Origin of the sequence: Thiemannella venezuelensis (assembly GCF_014203605.1) — a bacterium.
Taxonomy (GTDB): domain Bacteria; phylum Actinomycetota; class Actinomycetes; order Streptosporangiales; family Streptosporangiaceae; genus Planomonospora_A; species Planomonospora_A venezuelensis.
On the sequence record NZ_JACHJJ010000044.1, the window covers coordinates 1 to 20657 of the forward strand.

Genomic DNA, 20657 nt, shown 5'->3' on the forward strand with positions numbered 1-20657 from the left:
CCGCGATCGGCGTGCTGTTCGCGATCACGCTGCCGGTGGTGACCCGCGGCGCGGCGCTGACGCAGGCCGGGCTCAGCCGGGCCATGCTGACCGGCCTCGCCGAGCTGCACGATCGCGGCGACGACCTGGGCCGCACCGGTGGGTCCCCGCTCGCCTTCGCCGACCGGGCCCGCGAGCACCGCGCCGCCTTCACCGCCTGAGAGAAGGGCTCCGGCCCGCTTCCGGTGATCGGACGACAGAGCGTTGCGCGGGGTCAGCGGTAGGGGAGTACGCGGATGCGGAGCAGGTCGAAGCCGGCGTGACGGCCGGCGGGCTGCGCAACCGCTCCGGAGGACTCCCCGGGCCGAACCCTATGCGGTGGGCCGCGAAGCGGTACCGGCCTGATAGACGGCTACAGCGAAGGGCCGGTGAACGGTGATCTCCACGTGCTCGGTGAGTTTGGCCACCGCGGTGCCGGCCTCCAGATGGCGGTGGAGCCGTTCGGCCTCCGGCCAGGGGTGCACCATGACCAGCAGGCCGGCGGAGTCGAGGAGATCGCTCAGCCGGGCCGACGCCCGGCGGACGCGGTCGCCGCGTCCCAGGTAGTAGAGGGTCTCGGCGCAGAAGACCAGGTCGAAGCGGTGGTCGGGACGATGGCTGAGGATGTCGGCCTCGAGGAAGCGCACGCGGCGGGTGGCGCCCATCCGCCGGCGGGCGCGGTCGAGGGCACGAGCGGAGATGTCGATGCCGGTGATCTCGGCGTCGGGGTAGGCCGTCGCCAGCAGCCGGGTGAAGACGCCCTCGCTGCATCCCACCTCCAGGATGCGCCGGTACGGCCGGGCGGGCAGCTGCCGGAGCGTGGTGGTGTACTTGTGGTGTTCGTAGCCGTCGGTTCCCAGGTTCCACGGATCCGGGCGGCGGTGCCACCAGTCGAAGTAACGGCCCAGGACCGCGCCCTGGCCTCGTGGAGTCAGCAGGGACAACGTCCTGAAGAGCATGCGGTGCATGGTCTCGGGAAGCCGTGCCGGGATGGTCATACTGCCCCTTTTCTCCGGTCCGGAGGCCGTCGCCGCCGGCGGGTTCGAAGGGAACCTACGGACGCGGGCGGCTGGACGTCATGGACCCGCAGATCGATCCGCGGAGCCGGTCCTGGAGGATGAGGCGGATCAGGGCGGGACTACGGCGGCTCCGGAGGGCGGCCGTTGGGACGCACCAGGCCGGTCTGGAAGGCGTACACCGCCGCCTGCGTGCGATCGCGCAGCCGCAGTTTGGTCAACAGGTTGCTGATGTGGGTCTTCACCGTGGGTTCGGCGATCGTGAGCCGATCGGCGATCTCACCATTGGACAGGCCGTGCGCGACGAGCGCGAGGATCTCGCTTTCACGCTCGGTCAGCTGCTCGATCCGCAGGCCGGTGCGCGCCGGGGAGGGCGCCAGGCGGGAGAAGGCGTCGATGAGCCGCCGGGTCACCGACGGCGCCAGCAGCGCATCGCCCCGGGCCACCACCCGCACCGCCTCGCTCAGCTCACGGCCGGTGGCGCTCTTCAGCAGGAACCCGCTGGCCCCGGCCCGCAGCGCCTCATAGACGTACTCGTCGAGGTCGAACGTGGTGAGCACCAGTACCTTGGCGCGGCCCGCCAGCCGCCGAGCGGCCTCCAGCCCGCTGAGCACGGGCATGCGCACGTCCATCAAGACGACGTCGGGCTCCAGCTCGGCGGCCTTGGCGACGGCCTCGCGGCCGTCGGCGGCCTCGCCCACCACTTCGATGTCGGGCTGGGCGTTGAGCAGCACCACGAATCCCTCACGTACCATGGCCTGGTCATCGGCGACCAGCACGCGGATGGTCATCCGTCCTCGCCCGCCTCGAGGGGCAACCGTGCGACGACGGCGTATCCGCCGTCGGCCCGGGGGCCGGAACTCAGCCGCCCGCCCAGCATCGAGGCCCGTTCCCGCATCCCGAGCAGCCCGTGCCCGGATCCAGGAGAGGCCGGCGGCGGAATCGGCGGAGGGCTGTTCGTCACGTGCAGCTCCAGATAGGCGGACCGGTAGATGACCTCGATGTGCGCCGTGGCGCCGGGAGCGTGCCGCAGCACGTTGCTCAGCGCCTCCTGGACGATGCGATAGGCCGACAGCTCCACCCCGGCGGGAAGCGCCCGCCGCCGTCCGTCCGTGTCCAGTGCCACATCCAGACCGGCTTCACGCATCCGGTCCACCAGGCCGTCCAGGTGCTCCAGGGTCGGCTGCGGGCCGCTCTCCTGCCCGGAAGTCCCGTTCCGGAGCAGACCGAGAGTCCGGTGGAGCTCGGTGAGCGCCTCCAGCGCGCTGGTGCGGATGGTGGCGAAGCTGCGCATCAGCTCTTCGGGCGGATCGGCCACCCGGTACGGCGCGGCCTCGGCCTGGACGGCGACCACCGACATGTGATGGGCCACCACATCGTGCAGCTCGCGGGCGATCCGGGTGCGCTCTTCCAGTACCGCGCGCCGGGTCTGCTCCTGCCCGCTCGCCAGCTCCGCGCGGGCCACCCGGCGCAACGCCTCGCTGCGCCCGCGCAGCGCGCCGACCGCGACCAGGGCCGCGGCCGACAGCACCGTCATGTCGGTCAGAGCCCACAGCTCCCGTCCGCCCGGTAGCACGGTCACCAGAACGACGCCCACCGCGACGGTGATCAACCACATCTCGGCCAGCACCCGAGGTCTGGCCTTGAAGGCGATCAGGGCGAGCACGCTCAGGTGGACGGCCAGGCAGGGGGTGGGCCAGATCGCCTCACCCGGGCCGGGATGCACGATCGCCGCGGTGAGAGCGGCGGAGGCCAGGGACAGCCACCAGCCCGCCATCGGCCGGTACAGGCACATCGGCAGCGCCAGCGCCTGCCCGGCCCCCAGCATGCCGGCCATCTCGTTGCGCAGGCCGTAGTCCTCGATCAGCGTGTGCCAGGCGACCGCGGAGATGAGCACCGCGTAGGCGCCCACCACCAGGTGCGCTGTCCAGGCGGTGGAGGGGAAGCGCGTGGGCGGCGGAAGGAACAGCGGTGCCTGCCCGCCGGGAGCCAGATCCCGGCGCAGCACGCGCAGCCCGGCGCGGACACGCCACTGCCGGTCGTCCAACCGTCGTCTCAGTGCCGAGCACCCCCAGCGAGGACGGAGCCATTCCTCCGACTGCCGCCACGGCCGGCCCCGGATCATCCGCCGGCCCGGCGCGCCTCCAGTCTGCCCAAGAGATCCACGCGACGCTACGCGGCCGAGCGGCCGTGATCGCAAGCGTGCACCGCCGGCGGCTCGGGCGGAAGGAGCCGGCCGGCGTCCAGCGCGGAGATGAACGCGGCCAGGTCCCCGGCCCTCGCGGTCAGGTCGTCCGCGCAGGCGGGCGCCGCATCGGGTCAGCCGGCGCCGCCGGGAGCGGGTACGGCGTGCTCGGCGGCCCGGCTGACCTCCTCCCAGCCCGCCCAGACCGCCATCCGGCGGCGCGAGATGTCGAAGGCCAGGTCGTAGACCATGCTGCCGAGCAGCAGCCGCAACGGCGGCTCCGGGCTGTCGACCAGCTTCAGCATCGCCTCGGCCGCCAGCCGCGGATCGCTGTCGATCGACCCCTCGGCCCATTGCCTGGCCAGTTCCTCACGCAGCGGGCCGTACGGCTCCGCCGGAGTGGTCGTGGCCATGCTGGTGTACAGGTCGGTCCAGTAGCCGCCCGGCTGGACGATGCTGACCTTCACCCCGAAGGCGGCCGCCTCCAGCGCCAGCGCCTCGCTCATGCCCTCCAGCGCGAACTTGCTCGCGCTGTACAGCCCCGTGCTCGGGAAGCCGCCCAGACCGCCGATGCTGGAGATCTGCACGATGTGCCCCGACCCCTGCTCGCGCATCCGCCCCAGGGCCGCCTGGCTGACCCACAGCGCGCCGAAGAAGTTCACCTCCAGCTGGGCACGCGCCTCGGCCTCGGTGAACTCCTCCACCATGCCCGAGGACATGGTCCCGGCGTTGTTGACCACGATGTCGAGCCGCCCGAAGCGCTCGACCGCAGTGGACATCGCGGCGAACACGGCCGCCCGGTCGGTCACGTCGACCGCCAGCGCCAGCACGCGGTCGCCGTGGGCGTCGTCGAAGTCGGATCGCGCGACGCTCCGGGCCACGGCGACCACCTGATCACCGCGCTCCAGCGCGGCCACGGCGTAGGCACGGCCCAGGCCGCGGCCGGCACCGGTGATGAACCAGGTACGCGGGGAAGGGCCGGACGGGATACGCATTCGTGAGGACTCCTTAACGATCATGAGACAGGGTGGACCACCTGTCTCCCATGGACGGTGGAAGGCCGGCCCGCCGCCGACCGCGGACCACCACCGGAACCGGGCGGGGTCCGCCGTCGGCGGAGAGGCGTGGACGTTCCTGATGGATCTTTCGTGGCCGGTCGGCCGGCTGCAGGCGCGCTGGTCGGCCTTTCGGCAGCCGGACGGTGCCCTCGTCAGACGGCGTCGAGGGCTGCGGTGATCTTGCGGGTCATCTCGGCCGCGGTCGGGCTGGGCTCGCCCTTGTGGGAGCGGGCTGCCTGTACCGCTTCAAAAGTCGTCGCAGGGCGCTTGACCTGCGGATCGACCTGAGGAGCTGGTTCTGACAGCGCTTCGCGACAAGAGCGGAGTGGCAGGACCGCAATACCGTACGTTCGGCGATCTCCGGATCGGCCGGCCACTCGCCGGTGCCGACCGGACGGCAGTAGGGCGCGTCCTGCCGTGGCCGAGTCCCCGAGGTGCGGAACACCGGACCGCCGGAGACCGGCATCCGCAGCAGGTGGAGGAGCCGGGACGCCGGGTCGGTGTTGCGCGCGATCAGCAGTTCCGCCTCAGCCTCGGGTGTTCGCCTGCAAGCCGCTCAGCAAGACCTCCAGGTAGCGGTCGATGCGTTCCGCCGAAGCATCGCCGATCCGCAACGCGAAGGCGGTCCCGCACACCAGGTGACGCAGGTCCTCATCGGTCAGGCCGGGCCGCAGCAGCCCCTCGTCCCGCGCCCGTTGCAGCACCGAACGTGCCAGCGCGTCGAATGCGTCGCGATGAGCGGTGGTCGCGGGAGCCGCGTCCAGATCCGGGCCGGTGGAGATCACCTCGGCGAACGCGGGATCGGTCAGTTGCCGTACGAGTAAGGCGCGCAGCAGATCCGCGACGCCCAGCCAGGCGTCGTCGCGCCGGCTCGCGGCGCGGACCTGCGCCAGCAGGGCGGCGAACGTCTCCTCGGCGAGCCCCTCAAGCAGCGCCCGGCGGGTCGGAAAGTGCCGGTAGACCGTGCCGACGCCGACTCCCGCCCGTCGGGCGATGTCGTTGAGCTGCAGCGAGAGATCCCCTTCGGCGGCTGCGAGGCGGGCCGTGGCCAGCACTCGTTCGCGGTTGCGGGCGGCGTCGGCGCGCATGGGCGGGGTCACCGCGCCAGCCTACCGAACCGGATTGACAATCCGCTTAGCTTCCCCTTGAATCGGATAAATCATCCGTTTACTGCTGGAGGAAATCATGGAACTCGCCGATCAGACCGGCCGTACGTTCGTCGTCACCGGGGCCTCCAGCGGCCTCGGGGCGGCGATGACCCGCCACCTCGCCGCCCGCGGCGGCCGAGTGATCATGGCGGTTCGGGACGTGGCGAAAGCCGATCGCGTACGTCACGGGCTCGGCGCCAACGTCGAGGCGCGCCACCTGGACCTGCTCGATCTCGACACGGTCCGTGCCTTCGCCGAGAAGATGCGCGCCGACGGGATCACCGTTGATGCACTGATCAACAACGGCGGCATCAGCGGCGTCCCGCGGCGGCTCAGCCCGCAAGGCGTCGAGAGCCAGCTGGCCACCAACCACCTCGGCCATTTCGCGCTCACCGGGCTGCTGCTGGATGGGCTGGCCGCCGGACGGCACCCGGTGGTGGTGACCGTCGGTTCCGGTCTCTATCGGATAGGCCGCCTCGACCTGGCCGACCTCGCGGCCGAGCAGCGCTACTCGCCGGGCGGTGCCTACGCCGCCTCCAAGCTGGCCAACGTGCTCTTCGCCCTGGAACTCGACCGGCGGCTGCGTGCCGCCGGATCGCCGGTGCGCAGCCTGCTGGCCCATCCCGGGATGGCCAAAACCGATCTGGGCCGGGAATCGTCACCGTTCACTCGTGCGGTCGGCGCGCTGCTGGGCGCCTTCATGCGCCTGCCGATCGACGACGCCGTGACGCCGATGCTCCACGCGGCGACCGATCCCACCGCACCGACCGGGCGCAACATCGGCCCGGGCAAGGGCCGGCTGCGGTTCGACCGGCTCGGCGGCGCGGCGACCGATCGTGACCTGGCGCGGCGGCTGTGGGAGGTGTCCGAGCAGATCACCGGCGTCGCCGTCCACCGGTAAGGGTCTGGACCGCAGAGCGGCGGAAAACGTTCAGCGCCGTCGGCCGGCCGCAACGTGTCGAAACCGTGTTCGATGAGGTGTTCACCGGCGCGGGTATCCGGGTGGGGAAGACGCCGCCCCGGGCTCCGCAGGCGAGCGGTGGAGCGGTGGGCTGCGCCGGGAGGTCCCCGACCGGATGCTGATCGTCAACGCCCGTCATCTACGACGGATACCGGCCGCGTACGAGGCCCACTTCGACGAGCACCGGCCGCACCGACCCCTGGGCCGGGCCGCTTCCCTCCGGACCCTGCCCGACCCGGTCGAGGCCGATGTCGAGGCCGATGTGGAGGTCATCCGCTGTGACCGTTTCGACGGGCTGATCCGCGAGTATGCGCAGGGTGGACGAGTTTCTGGCACCCCCAGGCTCCCAGCGAACCCTCTAGACCGCCTGCTCGCCTCCTTCCGCTCCGTACGTCCCTTCTTCGGGGAGGGACATAATCGCTTTGCGCCCGCCGCCCGGTCACGACTAGGGTCCGCAAGCACCCGGAATGACACACCATCGGAGAAGACCGCTGACGCACCGCATCAGACCCGCCACGCAGCAAGACGCCCCGGCCCTGGCCGGTGTCCAGAGGGCATCATGGCAGGCGGCCTTCCGTGGGCTTCTGCCGGACGAGTATCTGGACGGCCTCGACCATGAGGCGCTGACGAAGACTTGGGAAGGCTTGCTGACCCGCTTCGGGGGGCCACGGGCCGGCACCCTGATCGCCGAGCAGGCGGACCACGTTGTCGGATACTCGCGCTTCTACCCTACGGACGACGAGGACGACGACTCCACGCAGGTGGGCATGATCGGCTCGCTCTACACGCCTCCCGATGTCTGGGGCACCGGCGTGGGCAAAGGGCTGATCACCGCCGTCCTCGACGCCATGACGGCGGCCGGATACGCCGAGGCAACCCTCTGGGTCCTGGAAGGCAACACCCGGGCCCGCGCTTTCTATGAGCGAAACGGATGGCATCACGACGGCGCGGTCGTTGTTGATCGCAGCGATGTCCTGCCCATCACCAAGTTGCGCTACCGCAAGAACCTCAACCGCTGACCGGCAGGCGCAGTCGCCTACGCGTCCCCCATCACCAGGCCCTCGATCGTGTGCTTCTGCGTGATGGGGCGCAGCTCGTCGACCACTGGGCAGGGCAGGTGCTCGCGCACCTGCGGCGGCAGGCCCTCCCAGTAGCCGCGCGTGACGGCCATGTCGTGGCGGGCGGCGTTTCCCGCACCGGGAGCGTCGACGCCCAGCACGAGCACGGGGCGCGCCTCGGTGGAGCGGTTGGCCGTGCCCCGGTGGATCGTCAGTGCGGAGCGGGCCGAGATGTCACCCCGTCGGGGGTACTTGCGTACGGCACGCTCGCGGTAGCGCGGGTAGGCGTCCTTGGGCGGGAACATGCCGTGTTCGAAGGACGCGTCGTCGTCCCACTGCGTGCCCGGGGCGATCTCGAACGGTCCCATGTCGGGCTCGGTGTCCACCGCGGTGAGGTTGAACGCCAGCGAGGTGAGCCGCCGGTGTTCCCGGGTCTCCTCCGGCATGGGGAAGTCGCGGTGCCAGGGCTGATCGACCGCCCCGGCCAGCGGCACGTCGAAGCCCAGCTCGACGATCTCATACCGCGGCCCCAGGACCGCCTCGCAGAGGGCGGTCACCCACGGGTGGGTCACCAGGTCGACGAAGCCGCGCATCTGCTCGGGGTGGATCTCGACGTAGTAGCGGTTCGGGCCGCGTCCCACGGCGCCGCCCGGCCGGGAGCGCGCCTCCTGGAACGCCGCGTCGATGTCCTCTCCCATGCGATCCGCCCACGCGGCGTGGAAGGCGCCCCGCCGGGCGGTGATCCCCTCGCGGTAGAGCTCTTGGAACGCAGCCGTCACATCCGCCTTGTCCGCGCGCGCGTCCCGCCAGGCCGCTGTCGCGGGTGCCCGATCCTGGGACGTCTCCACCGGTGCCGGTGCGGGCTTCTTCGTCTCTGTCATGACCGTCGCCTTCCTGTCTCGGAATCTTCATGTTGCAACGTTGCATGCAACGTTGCAACAGTGCTTTCCTGGACAGGAAGGCGGGTGCACGAGCATCTCTCGACAGGTGAGGTCGGCCGGACACGGAGGCGCGGCGGTGGGGGCGAGCCTGAAGGACGTGGCGGCGCGGGCGGGGGTGTCCGTGCGCACCGTGTCGAACGTCGTCAACGACTTCCCGATGGTCGCCCCGGAGACCCGGCGGCGCGTGCAGCAGGCGCTGGAGGAACTCCGGTACCGGCCCAACGCGGCGGCACGACAGCTGCGCGCGGGCCGATCCGGGCTGATCGGGCTGGTCATTCCGGAGATCGACTCACCGTACTTCGGAGAGCTCGCCTCCCTGCTGGTCCAGACGGCGCAGGAACATGCCTGGACGCTGCTGGTGGACCAGAGCAACGGCGATCCCGAGCGCGAGCGGCGATTGCTGGAGGGCATGTCCGGCCAGATCATCGACGGGCTGATCATGAGCCCCTGGGGCCTGTCTCCCACCGATCTGCGGCGCAGCGCCGATGCCGTACCCCTGGTCCTGCTCGGCGAGCAGGACGCCGCCGGGCTGATCGATCACGTGAGCGTTGACTCCGTTCTGGCCGCGACCGAGGCCACCGCGCACCTGATCGGTCTGGGACGCCGCCGGATCGCGGCGATCGGTGTGCAGCCGCACCTGTCCAACGGCACCGCCGAGCAGCGGCTGACCGGTTACCGGCAGGCATTGCGCGCGGCGAGGGTCGCTCCCGACCCGGCGCTGGAGGTTCCGGTGACGGCCTTGCACCGGGCCGAGGGCGCACGGGCCATGCGCCGGCTGCTGGACGGGGGCCACGCCCCGGACGCCGTCTTCTGTTTCAGCGACCAGCTCGCGCTGGGAGCGCTGCGGGCGGCGCTGGACTACGGTCTCAGCGTGCCGCGGGACCTGGCGGTGTGCGGGTTCGACGACATCGAGGACGGCAGGTACGCCACCCCCTCGCTGACCACCGTGGCCCCGGACAAGGCTGAGATCGCCCGCCAGGCCCTGGCCTGTCTCGCCGACCGGCTGAAGGCGGGACGGCCGGCGCTCGGCGCGGCGGATCCAGGTGATGCCGAGGCGGCGGCCGGCGCAGGGGACGCGCCGCCTCCGGCCCGCAGGATCGTGGCCGCCCACCGGTTGGTGGTCCGGGAAAGCACAGCCGGACGATCGCGTAGGAGCACGGGGACCGACCGAGCGGTGTAGCCGCTGCCACCTCGGCGCGCCGCATCGGCTGGTGGAGCAGCCAGGGCCCATCCGGGGGACCGGCGTAGAAGTGACGGGTGGCCACGGCAGAGCGGGACAGACCCGCGCACCGGATCCGTCGTGCCGCTGCGTCCGCGATCGTCTCGGTGGGCTGATCGATGAGTATCACCGAGCCGTGTAGCCACTCCGAAGAACTCCCAGGTCAATCCCTACGCGATGAGTTGTGACGCGGTCCATGCGAGCAGCATGCGGAGAGAGTCGTGGGATGAGGTGCCCGGCTGGGCCGCATATGTGATCAGTGCCTGGTCGGGGTCGTCGGCGGCGCGCAGGGTTTCGTAGGTCAGTTCCAGGTCGCCGACCAACGGGTGGTGGAACCTCTTGATGCCCGAGGTCTTGTCCTGGACCGGATGTTCCGCCCACAGCCGGCGGAAGTCCTCGCTCTTCATCGACAGCTCCCCGATCAGATGTGCCAACTGCGGGTCGCTGGAGTGGTTCCGGCCCGCCTCCAGATGGAGGTAGGCCACGTTCTCGCGGGCGCAGGAGGACCAGTCCGCGTACAGCTCCCGGGACGCCGGGTCGAGGAAGGTGATCCGGGCGATGTTGCGCTTGGCCGAGTCCATGGCGGCGTAGTCGCCGAAGAGGGCGCACGCTGCCGGGTTCCAGGCCAGGATGTCCATGCGCCGGCCCATCACCACCGCCGGCACGTCCTTCAACTCCTCCAGCAGCCGCCGGAGCATCGGCCGCACGCTCTGCCGGCGGATCCGGTGTTCGCGTGCCGAACGGGCGGTGCGCTGCGGTCGGGCCAGGTGGTGCAGGTGGCGGGTCTCGTCGTCGTTCAGCCGCAGTGCGTGGGCGAGGGCGTTGAGCACGGCGTCCGAGGGGTTGGACACGCGGCCCTGCTCCATCCGGGTGTAGTAGTCGACGCTCACCCCGGCGAGCTCGGCGATCTCCTCGCGGCGCAGGCCCGTGACACGGCGCGTCCCGCCGAAGTCCGGTAGGGCCACATCCTGCGGATGCAGGCGGGCGCGGCGGTTCCGGAGGAAGTCGCTCAGAGTGGTCGCGGTGTTCATACGACGATTGTGGCCGATCGCGGTGGTGTGCTGCCTGGCCCTGCCGGTGCCAGGCAGCACACCACCGGCCGGTGACCCAGAGCGGGGAATGTCAGGCCTGGCGGGTCGGCAGGACGATCGACTGGCGCAGGTTGACGTGCCGGCGACGGCTGACGGTGTACGCGATGAGGTCGGCGATGTCCTCGGCGGCGAGGGCCGGGATCGTGGTGAACATCCCGTCGAGTTGCCCGCGCAGTTCCGTGTTGTCGATGTGCCCACCGAGCTCGGTGTCGGTCAGACCCGGCTCGATGGTGCTGACCCGGACGTCGCGCGGGCCCAGCTCGGTGCGCAGTGCGGCGGACAGCTGGGTGAGGGCGGCCTTGGTGGCCCCGTACACGGCGTAGTCGGGGAAGAGGACGTGAGAGGCGATGGAGGAGATGTTGACCAGGTCGGCGGTGCGGCCATCGGCGGCGGCCGCGGCGAGGTCGGGGGCGAACGCGCGGATGACGCGCAGGGCGCCGGTGAGGTTGGTGTCGATCATGCGGGTCCACTCGTCGAGCCGGCCCTCGGAGAGGGGGTTGGGCAGCATCACGCCGGCGTTGTTGACCACCAGGTCGACCAGGCCGTAGGCGTCGTGGACGGCCTTGGCCGCGGCGTCGACGGAGGACTGGTCGGTGATGTCGGCGGTGACGGCGAGGGCCTGGCCTCCGGCGGCGGTGAGTTCCGCGGCCAGCGCGTCCAGCCGGTCGGTGCGCCGGGCGAACAGGGCGACGCGGGCGCCGCCCGCGGCGAGCAGGCGGGCGGTGGCTGCCCCCATGCCGCTGGCCGCTCCAGTCACGACGGCGGTGCGGGTGGCGAGTGAGGGATAGCTCACGGGGTTCTCCTAGGTCTGCTGTGCGGGCCGGTTCCGGTGGTCCGGCCCGGTAACTCCGGCGGGCCGGTGCGGTGATGCGGACCACTCTGCGCCCGGCAGGGACGGCCGGCCAGCGCCTGCCGTTCCCTGGGAGAGCCGGTACCACCCTGGGCCGGACGGCCCGGTCCGCGGAAACCCTGCGGGTGCCGGAAACTCGGCTTCCGGCTGGGTCTCTTCTTGCTGCCGCGCAGGAAGCAGGGCACCTGCCGGTACCGAATCCCGCATCGTCGGCGTACGCCACCATTCGCGAGCGTTGCGGAGGCAGACGGCGCCGCCGGAGAACTCCGCGCCCGCCCCCGTCATTTTGTGTGCCGCGAGCGCAGCAGCACAGCTGTAAAGCGGGTCAGACTGGTCAGCACCGTGGACACCTGCTCGGACTGGCAGCGGTCCAGCGCGCGTAGCGCGACGGCCACCACTCCCACGATCACTGCTACGGCCACCGCTCCGGCCACTCTGTGCCCTGCTCCTTCGCACTCCGGAGGGGAGGGGCGCCGCCCTTGAGCCAGGAAGAGTCGGCCTGGCTATCGACGTGTTGCAAACGCCGCTGACGCTTCACGTCACTGTCACTCGCGCCACGGCAGGTGACCCGTCCCGTGATCCGGGCGCCCGGCCTCGGCCCACTCAGAGGCACGGGAGGACTCCGCCGATCTCGCGGGTCATCCGTCGTTCCCAGCCCCTCACGGCGCTCACCGACGGTCATGCGGGCGCATCCTGACGGCCGTCGCCGAGGTCGAGGTCGAATCCGTCGGCGGCCAGCTCGGTCAGGAAGGCAGCGGGATCCACGAGCTGCTCGACGTGGCGGGCGCCGGGCGGCAGTCCGGGCAGGTGGCCGACGAGCAGGGCGGCCATCCGCCCGGTGGCGCGGCTTTGCCGCCGTCCGCTGAAGGACGCCTGAACTTCGCCGCAGCGCACCGTCACGGCGAAGCCGTCATCACCGACATGGACCGCACCGAGCGCGGCCGGCAGCAGCCGGCGAACCTGGGGACGGCGCAGCAGGCGGGCGACGGCCGACCGCCCGGCCACCGGCAGCAGCCGGGTGAGCAGGCGAGAGTCCAGGCACAGTCCGGTACGGACCGCGCCCACCCCGAGGGTGGTGGGCAGGGTGTACTGGTCGGAGAACGGGAAGCGGTGCACGGTGCGCTCGCCGTACGGCTCCGGGAACCGCATCGTCCACGAGCCGTCCAACCGCCCGAGCCCGTCCAGCGTCCAGGCGAGCGCGGCGGGCCCGTGCGCCTCACCCGAGCCGAGCAACGCGCCGATGAGCAGGCCGTCCGCCGTCGAGTGCTCGGCGCAGAAACGCGCCAGCAGGTTGGTGACACCGGGGATGAGGCCGACGCTGAGCGCGAGGGTGGCGCCGTGTTCCCTGGCCGGCCCGTCCAACTGCTGCAGGCCGGTGAGCAGCGGGTGGGAAGCCGTCACGTCCACGTAGCCGATGCCGCGCTCCACGCAGGCGCGGGCGACGCGGACGTTGTCGATCTCCGCGCACATGAGAACGGTGTCGGCCCCGTCCAACGCCCGGGACAGATCGGCCGGTTCGGCGGCGTCCACGCGCATCGTCGTGGTCCCGGGGACGGGCGCGGCCTTGCCCGGGTTGCGCCCGGCCATGATGACGTTCGTGCCGGGACGGCTGACGAGCGCGGCGGCGGCCTCGCGGCCGACCGCGCCGTAGCCGCCCAGGATGAGGATGGTGTTCATCGGCGGTGCGCTCCTTGCGGTTGCGGAGGGGTGGTGGCCGGGTCGGTGTCGGGGCGGGTGAACATGACCAGGGCGCACACGGCCCCGAGGGCAGCCAGGCCGGCGGCGATGGCGAAGCCGGCCCTGAGGCCGCCGCCGACGTCTCCTGACAAGCCGGTCCACGCGGCGGCGGCCAGCAGCACGCCGGTCAGGCCGAGCGCGGCGCCCACCCGCTGGGCGGTGTTGAGCAGGCCGGAGGCGGCCCCTTGCCGGTCGGCGGGTGCGGCGCGTACGGCGGAGGCGGTGGAGCCGACGAAGACGGCCGGCAGTCCCATGGCGAAGGCGATGCTGAAGGGCAGCACGACGGTGAGGAATCCGGCGCCGGGATGCAGCAAGAGCGCGTATCCGGTCAGCCCGGACGCGAGCAGGACCATGCCCGCCGCCAGCACCAGACGCGTCCCGAAACGTCCCACCGCCCAGGGCAGCACGGTCCTGGCGGTCACCATGTTGACCACCGCGATGGGCAGCACGGCGAACCCGGCGGCGATCGCCGAATACCCCATGACCTCCTGCAGCATAAGAGACAGGAGCACGAACGCCGGCACGTGCGCGGCGCCCACCAGCGCATTGGCCACGGTGCCCGCGCGCACCTCGCGCTCGCGCAGCAGGCCGCGGGGCAGGATCGGCTGCGGGTGGCGCCGCTGGTTGAGCGCGAACACGCCGGCGAACGCCACGGCGGCCGCGGTCACGGCGAGGGTGAGGGTGCCCCAGCCGCGTACGGGGAGTTCGGAGGCCACGAACACCAGCGCCAGCAGGCATCCGGTTCCGGTGAGTGCGCCCACCGGATCCAGGCGCGGCAGGGTGGTGGGGCGGGGCGGGTCGGCGGGGAGCAGGCGCGGGCTCGCGATGAGCGCCCCCAGGCCGATGGGAATGTTGATCAAGAAGATCCACGGCCAGCCGAGCGTCTGGGTGAGGATCCCGCCCAGCGCCACGCCGGAGCCGGCGCCTGCGGCCGCCATGGCGCTCCACACCCCGAACGCCCGCCGGTAGGCCGCGGGCTCGGTGAAGATCGCGGCGAGCAGCGCCAGCTCGGCGGGGACCACGATCGCCGCGCCGACGCCCTGCGCCGCCCGGCCGGCCAGCAGTGTGCCGGCGTCGGGCGCGAGCCCGCACACCAGCGACCCCACCGTGAACAGCGCAATGCCGGCCTGGAACATCCGGCGCCGGCCGAGTAGGTCGGCGGCTCGGCCGGCGACGAGCTGAAAACCGCCGAAAGTCAGCTGGTAGGCGTTGACGACCCAGGCCAGGCCGGTTTCGGTGAACGCCAGCGCCACGCCCAGGGTCGGGAGCGCGACGTTGACGATCGACACCTCGAGGAACACTACGAGCTCGACCGAGGTCAGCAGCAGCAGTGCCGCGAGCCCACCCCGGCCCCATGTTTTTGTAGTCACACTACAAGAATGTTTCTATAGTGGCGCTATAGTCAAGTCGTGAGCGAAACACGACGAAACCAAGCCGGCCGCGCTCCCGTGAAGGAGGACGGGCGCACGGCGCGAGCCCGATCCACCCGCGCCCGCATCACCGCCGCCGCCACCGACCTGTTCACCACGGCGGGCTACACCGCCACGAGCATCGCCGCCATCGCCGGCAAGGCCGGGGTGAGCGAGCAGACCGTCTACTACGCCTTCGGCACCAAGCGGGCCGTCCTCACCACGGCCCTCGACCTGGCCATCGCCGGCGACGACGAACCCATCCCCACTCTGGAGCGCCCCTGGGTCCGCGACGCGCTCGCCGACCCCGACCCACTCCGGCAGCTGCGCCGCCAGGTCGCCGGCGCCGGAGACATCTACCTGCGTGCCGCACCCCTGCTCGACGTCGTGCGCAGCGCCGCCACCACCGATCCCGACCTCGCCGAGGTCTGGGCCATCAACCTCCAGCAACGGCTCACCGTCCAGCGCGTCTTCGCCGACGCCCTGGCCCGCAAGGCGGCCCTGCGCGACGGGCTCACCGCCGAAGCCGCCGCCGACATCGCCCTGGCGCTGCTCTCGCCGGAGACCTACAACCTGCTCGTCAACGACCGCGGATGGACCCACCAGCGGTGGCACGACTGGGCCGCCGACACGCTCGCGCGCCTGCTCGCCACGCCGGACCTCCACGCCTGAATCCCGCCCCGCCGAACCCGGGAAAGACACGCCTGCGGTGAGTTGTCGCCCTGTCGCGCTCAGCGGGTGGACACGCGGAGCCCGGAGCCGGGCCGGGCGCCGGTGCCGCAGGCGTTCATGAACGGTGAGGCGGGTGTGAACCGGAGGACATGAAACTCACAGCACGTGTCTGATGGGCTACTTTGTGATGGCGTTGTGACCATACGGTGAGGACGCTTACAGGCATCGCAGCAGCAGGGGGTCGAGGCCTGCGCGCTCGACCCCCGTGACCGGCCGCACCTCTGTCACCTCCCTGGCTCGCTACGCCCGCGTCCCGAAACGCTCGCGCGCCGGCAGGAAGGCTGTGGCCGTGCGTCGCGCGCGAGCCCGCGGCCCGGCCGACCAGGGGTGTTCACGAGTGCGCATGGGCTGGGTGGACTCGACGGCTTGGAAGATCGATTCCCGCGCGAAGAATGATCGCTTCCCTGACCGGTCCGAGAGGAAGGTCCCCGCACGTTCAGATCACGTGATCAGGCGGGAGACCGCTCCGGCGGAGCAGTGCCCAGACCGGCGGCCAGTTCGGCGGCGCTCGCAAGGTCGGCGGCCAGTGCCTCGCGGTCGGCCGCCGACAGCTCCAGCGCGTCGGCCTCGGCGAGCGCCGCAGCCGCGGCGTCGCGCGCACCCGTACGCCATCGCAGTTCGGCGAGGTAGACCAGCGCGGGCAGGCGCTGGACGGGCGGCGCGTCGGTGTGCCGGGCGAGCCCGGTCTCCAGGATGCGGATCCCGGCCGCCGCGTCACCGCGGGCGTCGCCCTGGCGCGCGGCGGCGGCCACCACCCGGGCCAGCCTGCCCTCCGACGCCGCGGGCTCGTCGCCCGCGTCGCCGTACCTGCTGATCCGCAGCCAGTTGCCGCCGGGGTCGACGACCGTGAAACCGCCGGTGGTTCCCTGCTTGCGCCGCGGCCGGGTCATCCGCGGGATCCCGGACGCCGGCACCCTCCCGAACGCGCCGCGCAGTCCCGCGGTGAAGGCGGCGTGCAGCGCCTCCGTGTCCGGGACGAGCACGACCACGCTCCCCATGGAGTCGGCGGGATCGAACGTGGGGACGGCGAAGAAGTGCAGCTCTATCCCGCCGCGGCGGACGGCGGCGTAGGGATTGGGACGCTCCTGGCGGTAGGTCACGTCGAACCCCAGGGCGGTGTAGAAAGGCAGGACGTCGTCGAGGTCGCGGCAGGGCAGGCCGGGGATAGTGGACTCGGTGCGCATAAAAACACCGTACACCGTTCGGTGTATTCGTGGGGAAGGGTGAGAGATGGAGTACCCGGGGCGCGGCGATGCCGCGCGCACGATGGCGCTGCTCTGGGAGGGGGCGCCCGTCCCCCGGCGCGGCCCGCGGCAGCGGCTCGACCTGGCCCGGATCCTCGACGCCGCGATCGCTGAGGCCGACCGTTCAGGGCCGGCCGCCCTGTCGATGCGGGCACTGGCTCAGACGCTCGGCATCGGCCCCGCGTCGTTGTACACCTACGTACCGGGCAAGGCGGAACTGCTGGAGTTGATGGTCGACCGCATCGCGGGCACCCAGCCCCTCCCCACTGCGGACGCCGGATGGCGGGCCGGGCTGCACGGCCTGGCCACGTCCGACCTCGCCTCCTTCCGCGCCCATCCATGGCTGCTGCAGGTGGCGACCTCGCGCACCGTCTTCGGTCCGAACGTCCTGACCCGTTACGACGCCGCGCTGGCCCTGCTCGACGGGTACGGCCTGGCCGCGATCGACATCGTGGGGTGCGTCACGGCGGTCGAGTCGTACACGCGCGGCGCCGCCTCGGCGGTCGTCGAGGCCGAGCAGGCGCCCGTACTCACCGAGAGCAGCGACGACGAGTGGTGGGCGCAGCGCGCTCCGCTCCTGGACGAGCGCATGGCCGGCCGTTTCCCGCGGCTCACCGCACTGGAGCAGGCCGGGGCGTTCGCCGTGTCGGACCCCACTCTCCCCTATACGCTGCAGCGGGCTCTGGACCGCTTCGCCTTCGGGCTCGACCTCGTCCTCGACGCCGTCGGCGCCCGGATCGCGGCGGTCCGGGACTGACCGCCCCGTGCCGGAAGGAAAATGATCGCTTCCCGCGCACTGCGCCTGCCGACAACTACATCCGGCCTGGTCATCGCCATGCGAGGGCTTCGCGTGGCGGCGCGAGCCCCGGCCGCCCAGGAGATGGAGCCAAGTGCGGCATGATGATCGGCCGTGCTCCTTCGCCCGGCCTACCTCACCGCGCTCCTGACGTCGCTGCCCTGCGAGGTCCTGCGCCGACTGCGGCTCCTCGTCCGGCCGGACATCGTCCTGCGATGGCACCGCGATCCCGTCAGGCGGCGGCACGCCCGCATCAGTAAGCCCCGGCGGCCGGGAGCCCGCCCACGGTCCGCCCCGTCCATGCGCTCATCCTGCGCCTGTGAACCGACCTAGGAGCCGGCCTTGGCCGACATCAACGCCTCGGCCATGCCCTTCACCCTGGATCGCGACAGACCTGGGCCACTGGCTTGAATCTGCTCCGCCAGCCACGTCATCGGGTCGGCACCGGTAGGCACGGCCATCGCCCTCTTCTCCTCCGATCTCGATTTCGCAATCACGAAGGATCACGCGATGGCCGTCCCCATGTCCGGCGGAACGCTTGTCAGCTGGGAAAACTCTTACATCACCTCCGTGGACGCAACCACATCCCGGGTGAGGCGGGTGAAGGCGTCGTGGATGATCCCGGCGCTGGTGGAGGCGTCGAGGGCAAGGCCCTGGTGGTCGCCGGGGAATTCGATCGGCCTGGTGTCGAGCTGCTCGGCGAGTGCGAGGGCGGAGCGGAGGGGGACACCGTCGGGCGAAGCCGCTCCGACTCCGATGGCGATCCGGCCGGCGGCGGAGCGCAACGCGGAGAGGTCCGGCACGAAGCGCAGCACGGGCAGCAGGACGTGGGCGAGGAAGAAGCCGATGTTTCCTTGGATCCGGCCCATCATCTCCAGCGCTTCGGGAGGCATCTGGGAGAAGTCGGGCATCTGCGGCGGGCCGCTGGGCTCCCCTTCGATCGTGGCGACGAATTTCTGCATCGCGGCGCCAGGCCCTTCGGCACGGTAGGTGTCCTGGACGTCCTGGAACACCGTCCGCCAGTGCTCGCGGTCGGGCAGTAGCTCCGGAACCGGAGGCTCGTGCGCCACCAGGGCACGGACCTGCTCAGAGTGGCGGGCGGCCAGGTCCAGGGCGGTGAGCGCGCCGCCGCTGTTGCCCAGTACGTAGGCGGGTCCGCCGCCGTGCGCGGTGAGCAGCCGGTGCGCGTCCTCGGCGAAGACGGTCACGTCCTGATCATGGGCGGGCCCGGTCAGAAGGCTGCGCGACAGGCCGCGCTGATCGTAGGTGATGACGGTGTACCGGGTGGACAGGGCCGTGGCGAGCCCGGCCAGCGCCCCGGCGTCGGCGGGCGCACCAGGGATCATGAGCAGCAGCGGCCCGGAGCCCCTGACCTCGTAGTGCAGGTTCGCTCCCGGAACCTGCAGTGTCCTGATCCGGACGTCGTTCATGGTCTTCTCCGTTCGTGGTGGGTGGGTTCAGAGCGGCTGGTAGGTCAGGTCCATGACGCCTGTGGCGAACGCGGCGGATCGGACCAGCTTCAGCGGCACCCGGCCGGCACCCTCGGGGAAGAGCCGGCGGCCGGTGCCGAGCACGACCGGGTGGACCAGGAGACGGAGCTCGTCGATGAGCCCGGCCTCCAGCAGGGCGCGGGTCAGGGTGATGCTGCCGGACAGGTTGATGTTCCCGCCCGGCCGCTTCTTGGCCTCGGCCAGCGCGGTGACGGCGTCGCCGTCCAGCAGCGTCGAGTTCGCCCAGGCCGCCTCGTCCAGGGTGGCCGAGACGACCATTTTGGGCAGGCTGTTGATCCGGTCGGCGAGCGCGCCGGTCTGGTGGGGCCAGACCGCGGCGAACGTCTCGTAGGTCACCCGGCCCAGCAGCAAGGTGTCGGCCTCGTTGTGCATCGCGCCGACCGCCGCGTCCATCTCCTCGTTCAGGTACGGGAAGTGCCAGGTCTCCGGCGCCTCCACGACCCCGTCCAGAGAGACGAACAGCCCGGACACGATCTTTCGCTTCGCTCTCATTTCGTTGCTTTCGTTAGCATGTGTCGCTGGTCTCCAACGATGGCGCGCCAGGTTGACCTGCATCAACGTGTGATCAGCGAAGCGGTGGTTAGCCGGACTCAACGATCGGGGGCACGATGCTGGAGCGGCAGGAGATCCAGATCTTCCTGGTACTCGCCGACGAACTGCACTTCGGCCGCACGGCCGAGCGCCTGCGGCTCACTCCGGGACGCGTCAGCCAGACGATCAAGAAGGCGGAACGGCTGATCGGCGCTCCGCTGTTCGAGCGGACCAGCCGTCACGTCCGGCTCACTCCACTCGGCGCCCGGCTGGCCGATGAGCTGAGGCCGCATGTCAAGGGCATCCAGGACGCGTTCCAGCGGGCGGTCGACACGGGGCGGGGCGTCACCGGCGTGCTGCGGGTGGGATTCCTCGGCGCCCTCGCCGGCCAGCTCCTGCTCAAGACCGTCGGCGTGTTCGCCGCACGTCACCCCGACTGCGAAGTGCACATCCACGAGACGCAGTGGCACGACACCGTCTCCCGGCTCTTCGACGGAGACATCGACGTCCAGATCACCGACATTCTGTTCGCCGCCCAGCCAGGACTCACCCCGGGCCCGGTGCTGGTGGCCGAGCCGCGTCTTCTGGCCGTCCCGGCCGACCATGCCTTCGCCGGAAGGGACGCGGTACCGGTAGCGGCGCTCGCCGACCATCCGGTGATCCAGGTCCCGGTGGACATCCCGCGGAAATTCCAGTCCGACCGGACTCCGTCGCGTACCGGGGACGGACTGCCCGTCCCCCAAGGCCCGCGGGCGACAAGCTTCGGTGAGGCCCTCGCCCTCATCGCCGCCGGCCAGGGCGTCTTCCCCGTCGGCGAGCACGCCGCCCGCTTCTATCCCCGTCCCGACATCGCCTATGTCCCCCTCCACGACGCCCCACCCATCCAGTGGGGTCCCATCTGGCTCACCACCAACACCAGCGGCCGGGTCCGCGAGTTCGTCCGGGCCGCGACCGACGCGGCTCGAGCGGTTCACCCCTGATTCCTGTACCGACCCTCTCCGCGGGCCGTGCGCCTGTCCGATGAGCGGACCGTCGTACCGCTGGAAGGCCGGACCGGACGCCGGAGAGTGCTCGGCGGGCTGATCGACGAATACCATCGAGCCGCGTAGCCGTTCCAGAGAATCTCCAGGTCAAGCCCTACGCGATGAGTTC

Annotated in this window: 20 protein-coding genes and 1 pseudogene; 7 read left to right on the forward strand and 14 right to left on the reverse strand. The window is 71.4% G+C overall.

The window, feature by feature from the left end:
• Positions 1-200, forward strand: a pseudogene (locus tag FHS22_RS35820) (hypothetical protein); the annotation flags it as partial.
• Positions 201-350: 150 nt separating this feature from the next.
• Here the strand turns inward: FHS22_RS35820 and FHS22_RS35825 are convergent.
• From FHS22_RS35825 to FHS22_RS35845, 5 genes are all read right to left on the reverse strand, one after another.
• Positions 351-1016, reverse strand: a complete 666-nt coding sequence (locus FHS22_RS35825) for a class I SAM-dependent methyltransferase (RefSeq protein WP_184948650.1) — start codon at positions 1014-1016, stop codon at positions 351-353.
• 140 nt (positions 1017-1156) lie between these two features.
• Positions 1157-1825, reverse strand: a complete 669-nt coding sequence (locus FHS22_RS35830; RefSeq protein WP_184948651.1) for a response regulator — start codon at positions 1823-1825, stop codon at positions 1157-1159.
• Positions 1822-3081 carry a sensor histidine kinase gene (locus FHS22_RS35835; protein ID WP_184948652.1) on the reverse strand — a complete coding sequence of 420 codons (1260 nt, stop codon included), beginning with the start codon at positions 3079-3081 and terminating at the stop codon, positions 1822-1824. The genes FHS22_RS35830 and FHS22_RS35835 overlap by 4 nt, the downstream gene beginning before the upstream one ends.
• A gap of 272 nt (positions 3082-3353) precedes the next feature.
• Positions 3354-4214 carry an SDR family oxidoreductase gene (locus FHS22_RS35840; RefSeq protein ID WP_184948653.1) on the reverse strand — a complete coding sequence of 287 codons (861 nt, stop codon included), beginning with the start codon at positions 4212-4214 and terminating at the stop codon, positions 3354-3356.
• Positions 4215-4804: 590 nt separating this feature from the next.
• Entirely contained in the window at positions 4805-5377 is a 573-nt protein-coding gene (locus tag FHS22_RS35845; protein ID WP_221474546.1) for a TetR/AcrR family transcriptional regulator, read from the reverse strand.
• 85 nt (positions 5378-5462) lie between these two features.
• On the opposite strand from FHS22_RS35845, the gene FHS22_RS35850 reads away from it, so the two are divergent.
• Together FHS22_RS35850 and FHS22_RS35855 are read left to right on the forward strand one after the other, a co-directional pair.
• Entirely contained in the window at positions 5463-6326 is an 864-nt protein-coding gene (locus FHS22_RS35850; RefSeq protein ID WP_184948654.1) for an SDR family NAD(P)-dependent oxidoreductase, read from the forward strand.
• 527 nt (positions 6327-6853) lie between these two features.
• The gene (locus FHS22_RS35855) at positions 6854-7405 is read left to right on the forward strand and encodes a GNAT family N-acetyltransferase (protein ID WP_184948655.1); all 552 of its coding nucleotides are present in this window, start codon (positions 6854-6856) and stop codon (positions 7403-7405) included.
• Between the two features lie 17 nt (positions 7406-7422).
• Here the strand turns inward: FHS22_RS35855 and FHS22_RS35860 are convergent, their stop codons facing one another.
• Positions 7423-8325, reverse strand: a complete 903-nt coding sequence (locus FHS22_RS35860; RefSeq protein WP_184948656.1) for a phytanoyl-CoA dioxygenase family protein — start codon at positions 8323-8325, stop codon at positions 7423-7425.
• 136 nt (positions 8326-8461) lie between these two features.
• Between FHS22_RS35860 and FHS22_RS35865 the strand changes: the two genes are divergently transcribed.
• Positions 8462-9565, forward strand: coding sequence for a LacI family DNA-binding transcriptional regulator (locus FHS22_RS35865; protein WP_184948657.1), 1104 nt, complete (start codon positions 8462-8464; stop codon positions 9563-9565).
• 209 nt (positions 9566-9774) lie between these two features.
• Here FHS22_RS35865 and FHS22_RS35870 read toward each other — a convergent pair whose 3' ends face one another.
• The 5 genes from FHS22_RS35870 to FHS22_RS35890 form a co-directional block, all read right to left on the reverse strand.
• Entirely contained in the window at positions 9775-10635 is an 861-nt protein-coding gene (locus tag FHS22_RS35870; protein WP_184948658.1) for a helix-turn-helix transcriptional regulator, read from the reverse strand.
• A 91-nt stretch (positions 10636-10726) separates the two neighbouring features.
• Positions 10727-11488: an SDR family oxidoreductase gene (locus FHS22_RS35875; RefSeq protein ID WP_184948659.1), complete on the reverse strand. Its 762-nt coding sequence runs from the start codon at positions 11486-11488 to the stop codon at positions 10727-10729.
• A gap of 338 nt (positions 11489-11826) precedes the next feature.
• Entirely contained in the window at positions 11827-11967 is a 141-nt protein-coding gene (locus tag FHS22_RS35880) for a hypothetical protein (protein WP_184948660.1), read from the reverse strand.
• 256 nt (positions 11968-12223) lie between these two features.
• Positions 12224-13222, reverse strand: a complete 999-nt coding sequence (locus FHS22_RS35885; protein ID WP_184948661.1) for a saccharopine dehydrogenase family protein — start codon at positions 13220-13222, stop codon at positions 12224-12226.
• Positions 13219-14652 (reverse strand): MFS transporter, encoded by a 1434-nt coding sequence (locus FHS22_RS35890; protein ID WP_184948662.1) that lies wholly within the window; start codon positions 14650-14652, stop codon positions 13219-13221. Before FHS22_RS35890 ends, FHS22_RS35885 begins: the two co-directional genes overlap by 4 nt.
• A 39-nt stretch (positions 14653-14691) precedes the next feature.
• On the opposite strand from FHS22_RS35890, the gene FHS22_RS35895 reads away from it, so the two are divergent.
• Complete coding sequence (locus tag FHS22_RS35895) at positions 14692-15363, forward strand: TetR family transcriptional regulator (RefSeq protein WP_184948663.1); 672 nt, start codon at positions 14692-14694, stop codon at positions 15361-15363.
• 509 nt (positions 15364-15872) lie between these two features.
• Here FHS22_RS35895 and FHS22_RS35900 read toward each other — a convergent pair.
• Entirely contained in the window at positions 15873-16607 is a 735-nt protein-coding gene (locus FHS22_RS35900; RefSeq protein WP_184948664.1) for a bleomycin resistance protein, read from the reverse strand.
• Positions 16608-16653: 46 nt separating this feature from the next.
• Between FHS22_RS35900 and FHS22_RS35905 the strand changes: the two genes are divergently transcribed.
• Positions 16654-17424 (forward strand): TetR/AcrR family transcriptional regulator, encoded by a 771-nt coding sequence (locus FHS22_RS35905; protein WP_184948665.1) that lies wholly within the window; start codon positions 16654-16656, stop codon positions 17422-17424.
• Between the two features lie 596 nt (positions 17425-18020).
• On the opposite strand, the gene FHS22_RS35910 is transcribed toward FHS22_RS35905, so the two are convergent.
• Entirely contained in the window at positions 18021-18893 is an 873-nt protein-coding gene (locus FHS22_RS35910) for an alpha/beta fold hydrolase (protein ID WP_184948666.1), read from the reverse strand.
• Positions 18894-18920: 27 nt separating this feature from the next.
• Positions 18921-19466: a dihydrofolate reductase family protein gene (locus FHS22_RS35915; protein WP_184948667.1), complete on the reverse strand. Its 546-nt coding sequence runs from the start codon at positions 19464-19466 to the stop codon at positions 18921-18923.
• 116 nt (positions 19467-19582) lie between these two features.
• Here FHS22_RS35915 and FHS22_RS35920 point away from each other — a divergent pair, with 116 nt between their 5' ends.
• Positions 19583-20485 carry a LysR family transcriptional regulator gene (locus tag FHS22_RS35920; protein ID WP_184948668.1) on the forward strand — a complete coding sequence of 301 codons (903 nt, stop codon included), beginning with the start codon at positions 19583-19585 and terminating at the stop codon, positions 20483-20485.
• Positions 20486-20657: the final 172 nt, after the last annotated feature.

Excerpts from the sequence above, each read along its gene's own strand:
- FHS22_RS35840 (WP_184948653.1), bottom strand. The coding sequence starts at position 4,214 with ATGCGTATCCCGTCCGGCCCTTCCCCGCGTACCTGGTTCATCACCGGT.
- FHS22_RS35870 (WP_184948658.1), bottom strand. The coding sequence starts at position 10,635 with ATGAACACCGCGACCACTCTGAGCGACTTCCTCCGGAACCGCCGCGCC.
- FHS22_RS35900 (WP_184948664.1), bottom strand. The coding sequence starts at position 16,607 with ATGCGCACCGAGTCCACTATCCCCGGCCTGCCCTGCCGCGACCTCGAC.
- FHS22_RS35830 (WP_184948651.1), bottom strand. The coding sequence starts at position 1,825 with ATGACCATCCGCGTGCTGGTCGCCGATGACCAGGCCATGGTACGTGAG.
- FHS22_RS35905 (WP_184948665.1), top strand. The coding sequence starts at position 16,654 with ATGGAGTACCCGGGGCGCGGCGATGCCGCGCGCACGATGGCGCTGCTC.
- FHS22_RS35850 (WP_184948654.1), top strand. The coding sequence starts at position 5,463 with ATGGAACTCGCCGATCAGACCGGCCGTACGTTCGTCGTCACCGGGGCC.
- FHS22_RS35855 (WP_184948655.1), top strand. The coding sequence starts at position 6,854 with ATGACACACCATCGGAGAAGACCGCTGACGCACCGCATCAGACCCGCC.
- FHS22_RS35825 (WP_184948650.1), bottom strand. The coding sequence starts at position 1,016 with ATGACCATCCCGGCACGGCTTCCCGAGACCATGCACCGCATGCTCTTC.
- FHS22_RS35860 (WP_184948656.1), bottom strand. The coding sequence starts at position 8,325 with ATGACAGAGACGAAGAAGCCCGCACCGGCACCGGTGGAGACGTCCCAG.
- FHS22_RS35885 (WP_184948661.1), bottom strand. The coding sequence starts at position 13,222 with ATGAACACCATCCTCATCCTGGGCGGCTACGGCGCGGTCGGCCGCGAG.
- FHS22_RS35915 (WP_184948667.1), bottom strand. The coding sequence starts at position 19,466 with ATGAGAGCGAAGCGAAAGATCGTGTCCGGGCTGTTCGTCTCTCTGGAC.
- FHS22_RS35910 (WP_184948666.1), bottom strand. The coding sequence starts at position 18,893 with ATGAACGACGTCCGGATCAGGACACTGCAGGTTCCGGGAGCGAACCTG.
- FHS22_RS35920 (WP_184948668.1), top strand. The coding sequence starts at position 19,583 with ATGCTGGAGCGGCAGGAGATCCAGATCTTCCTGGTACTCGCCGACGAA.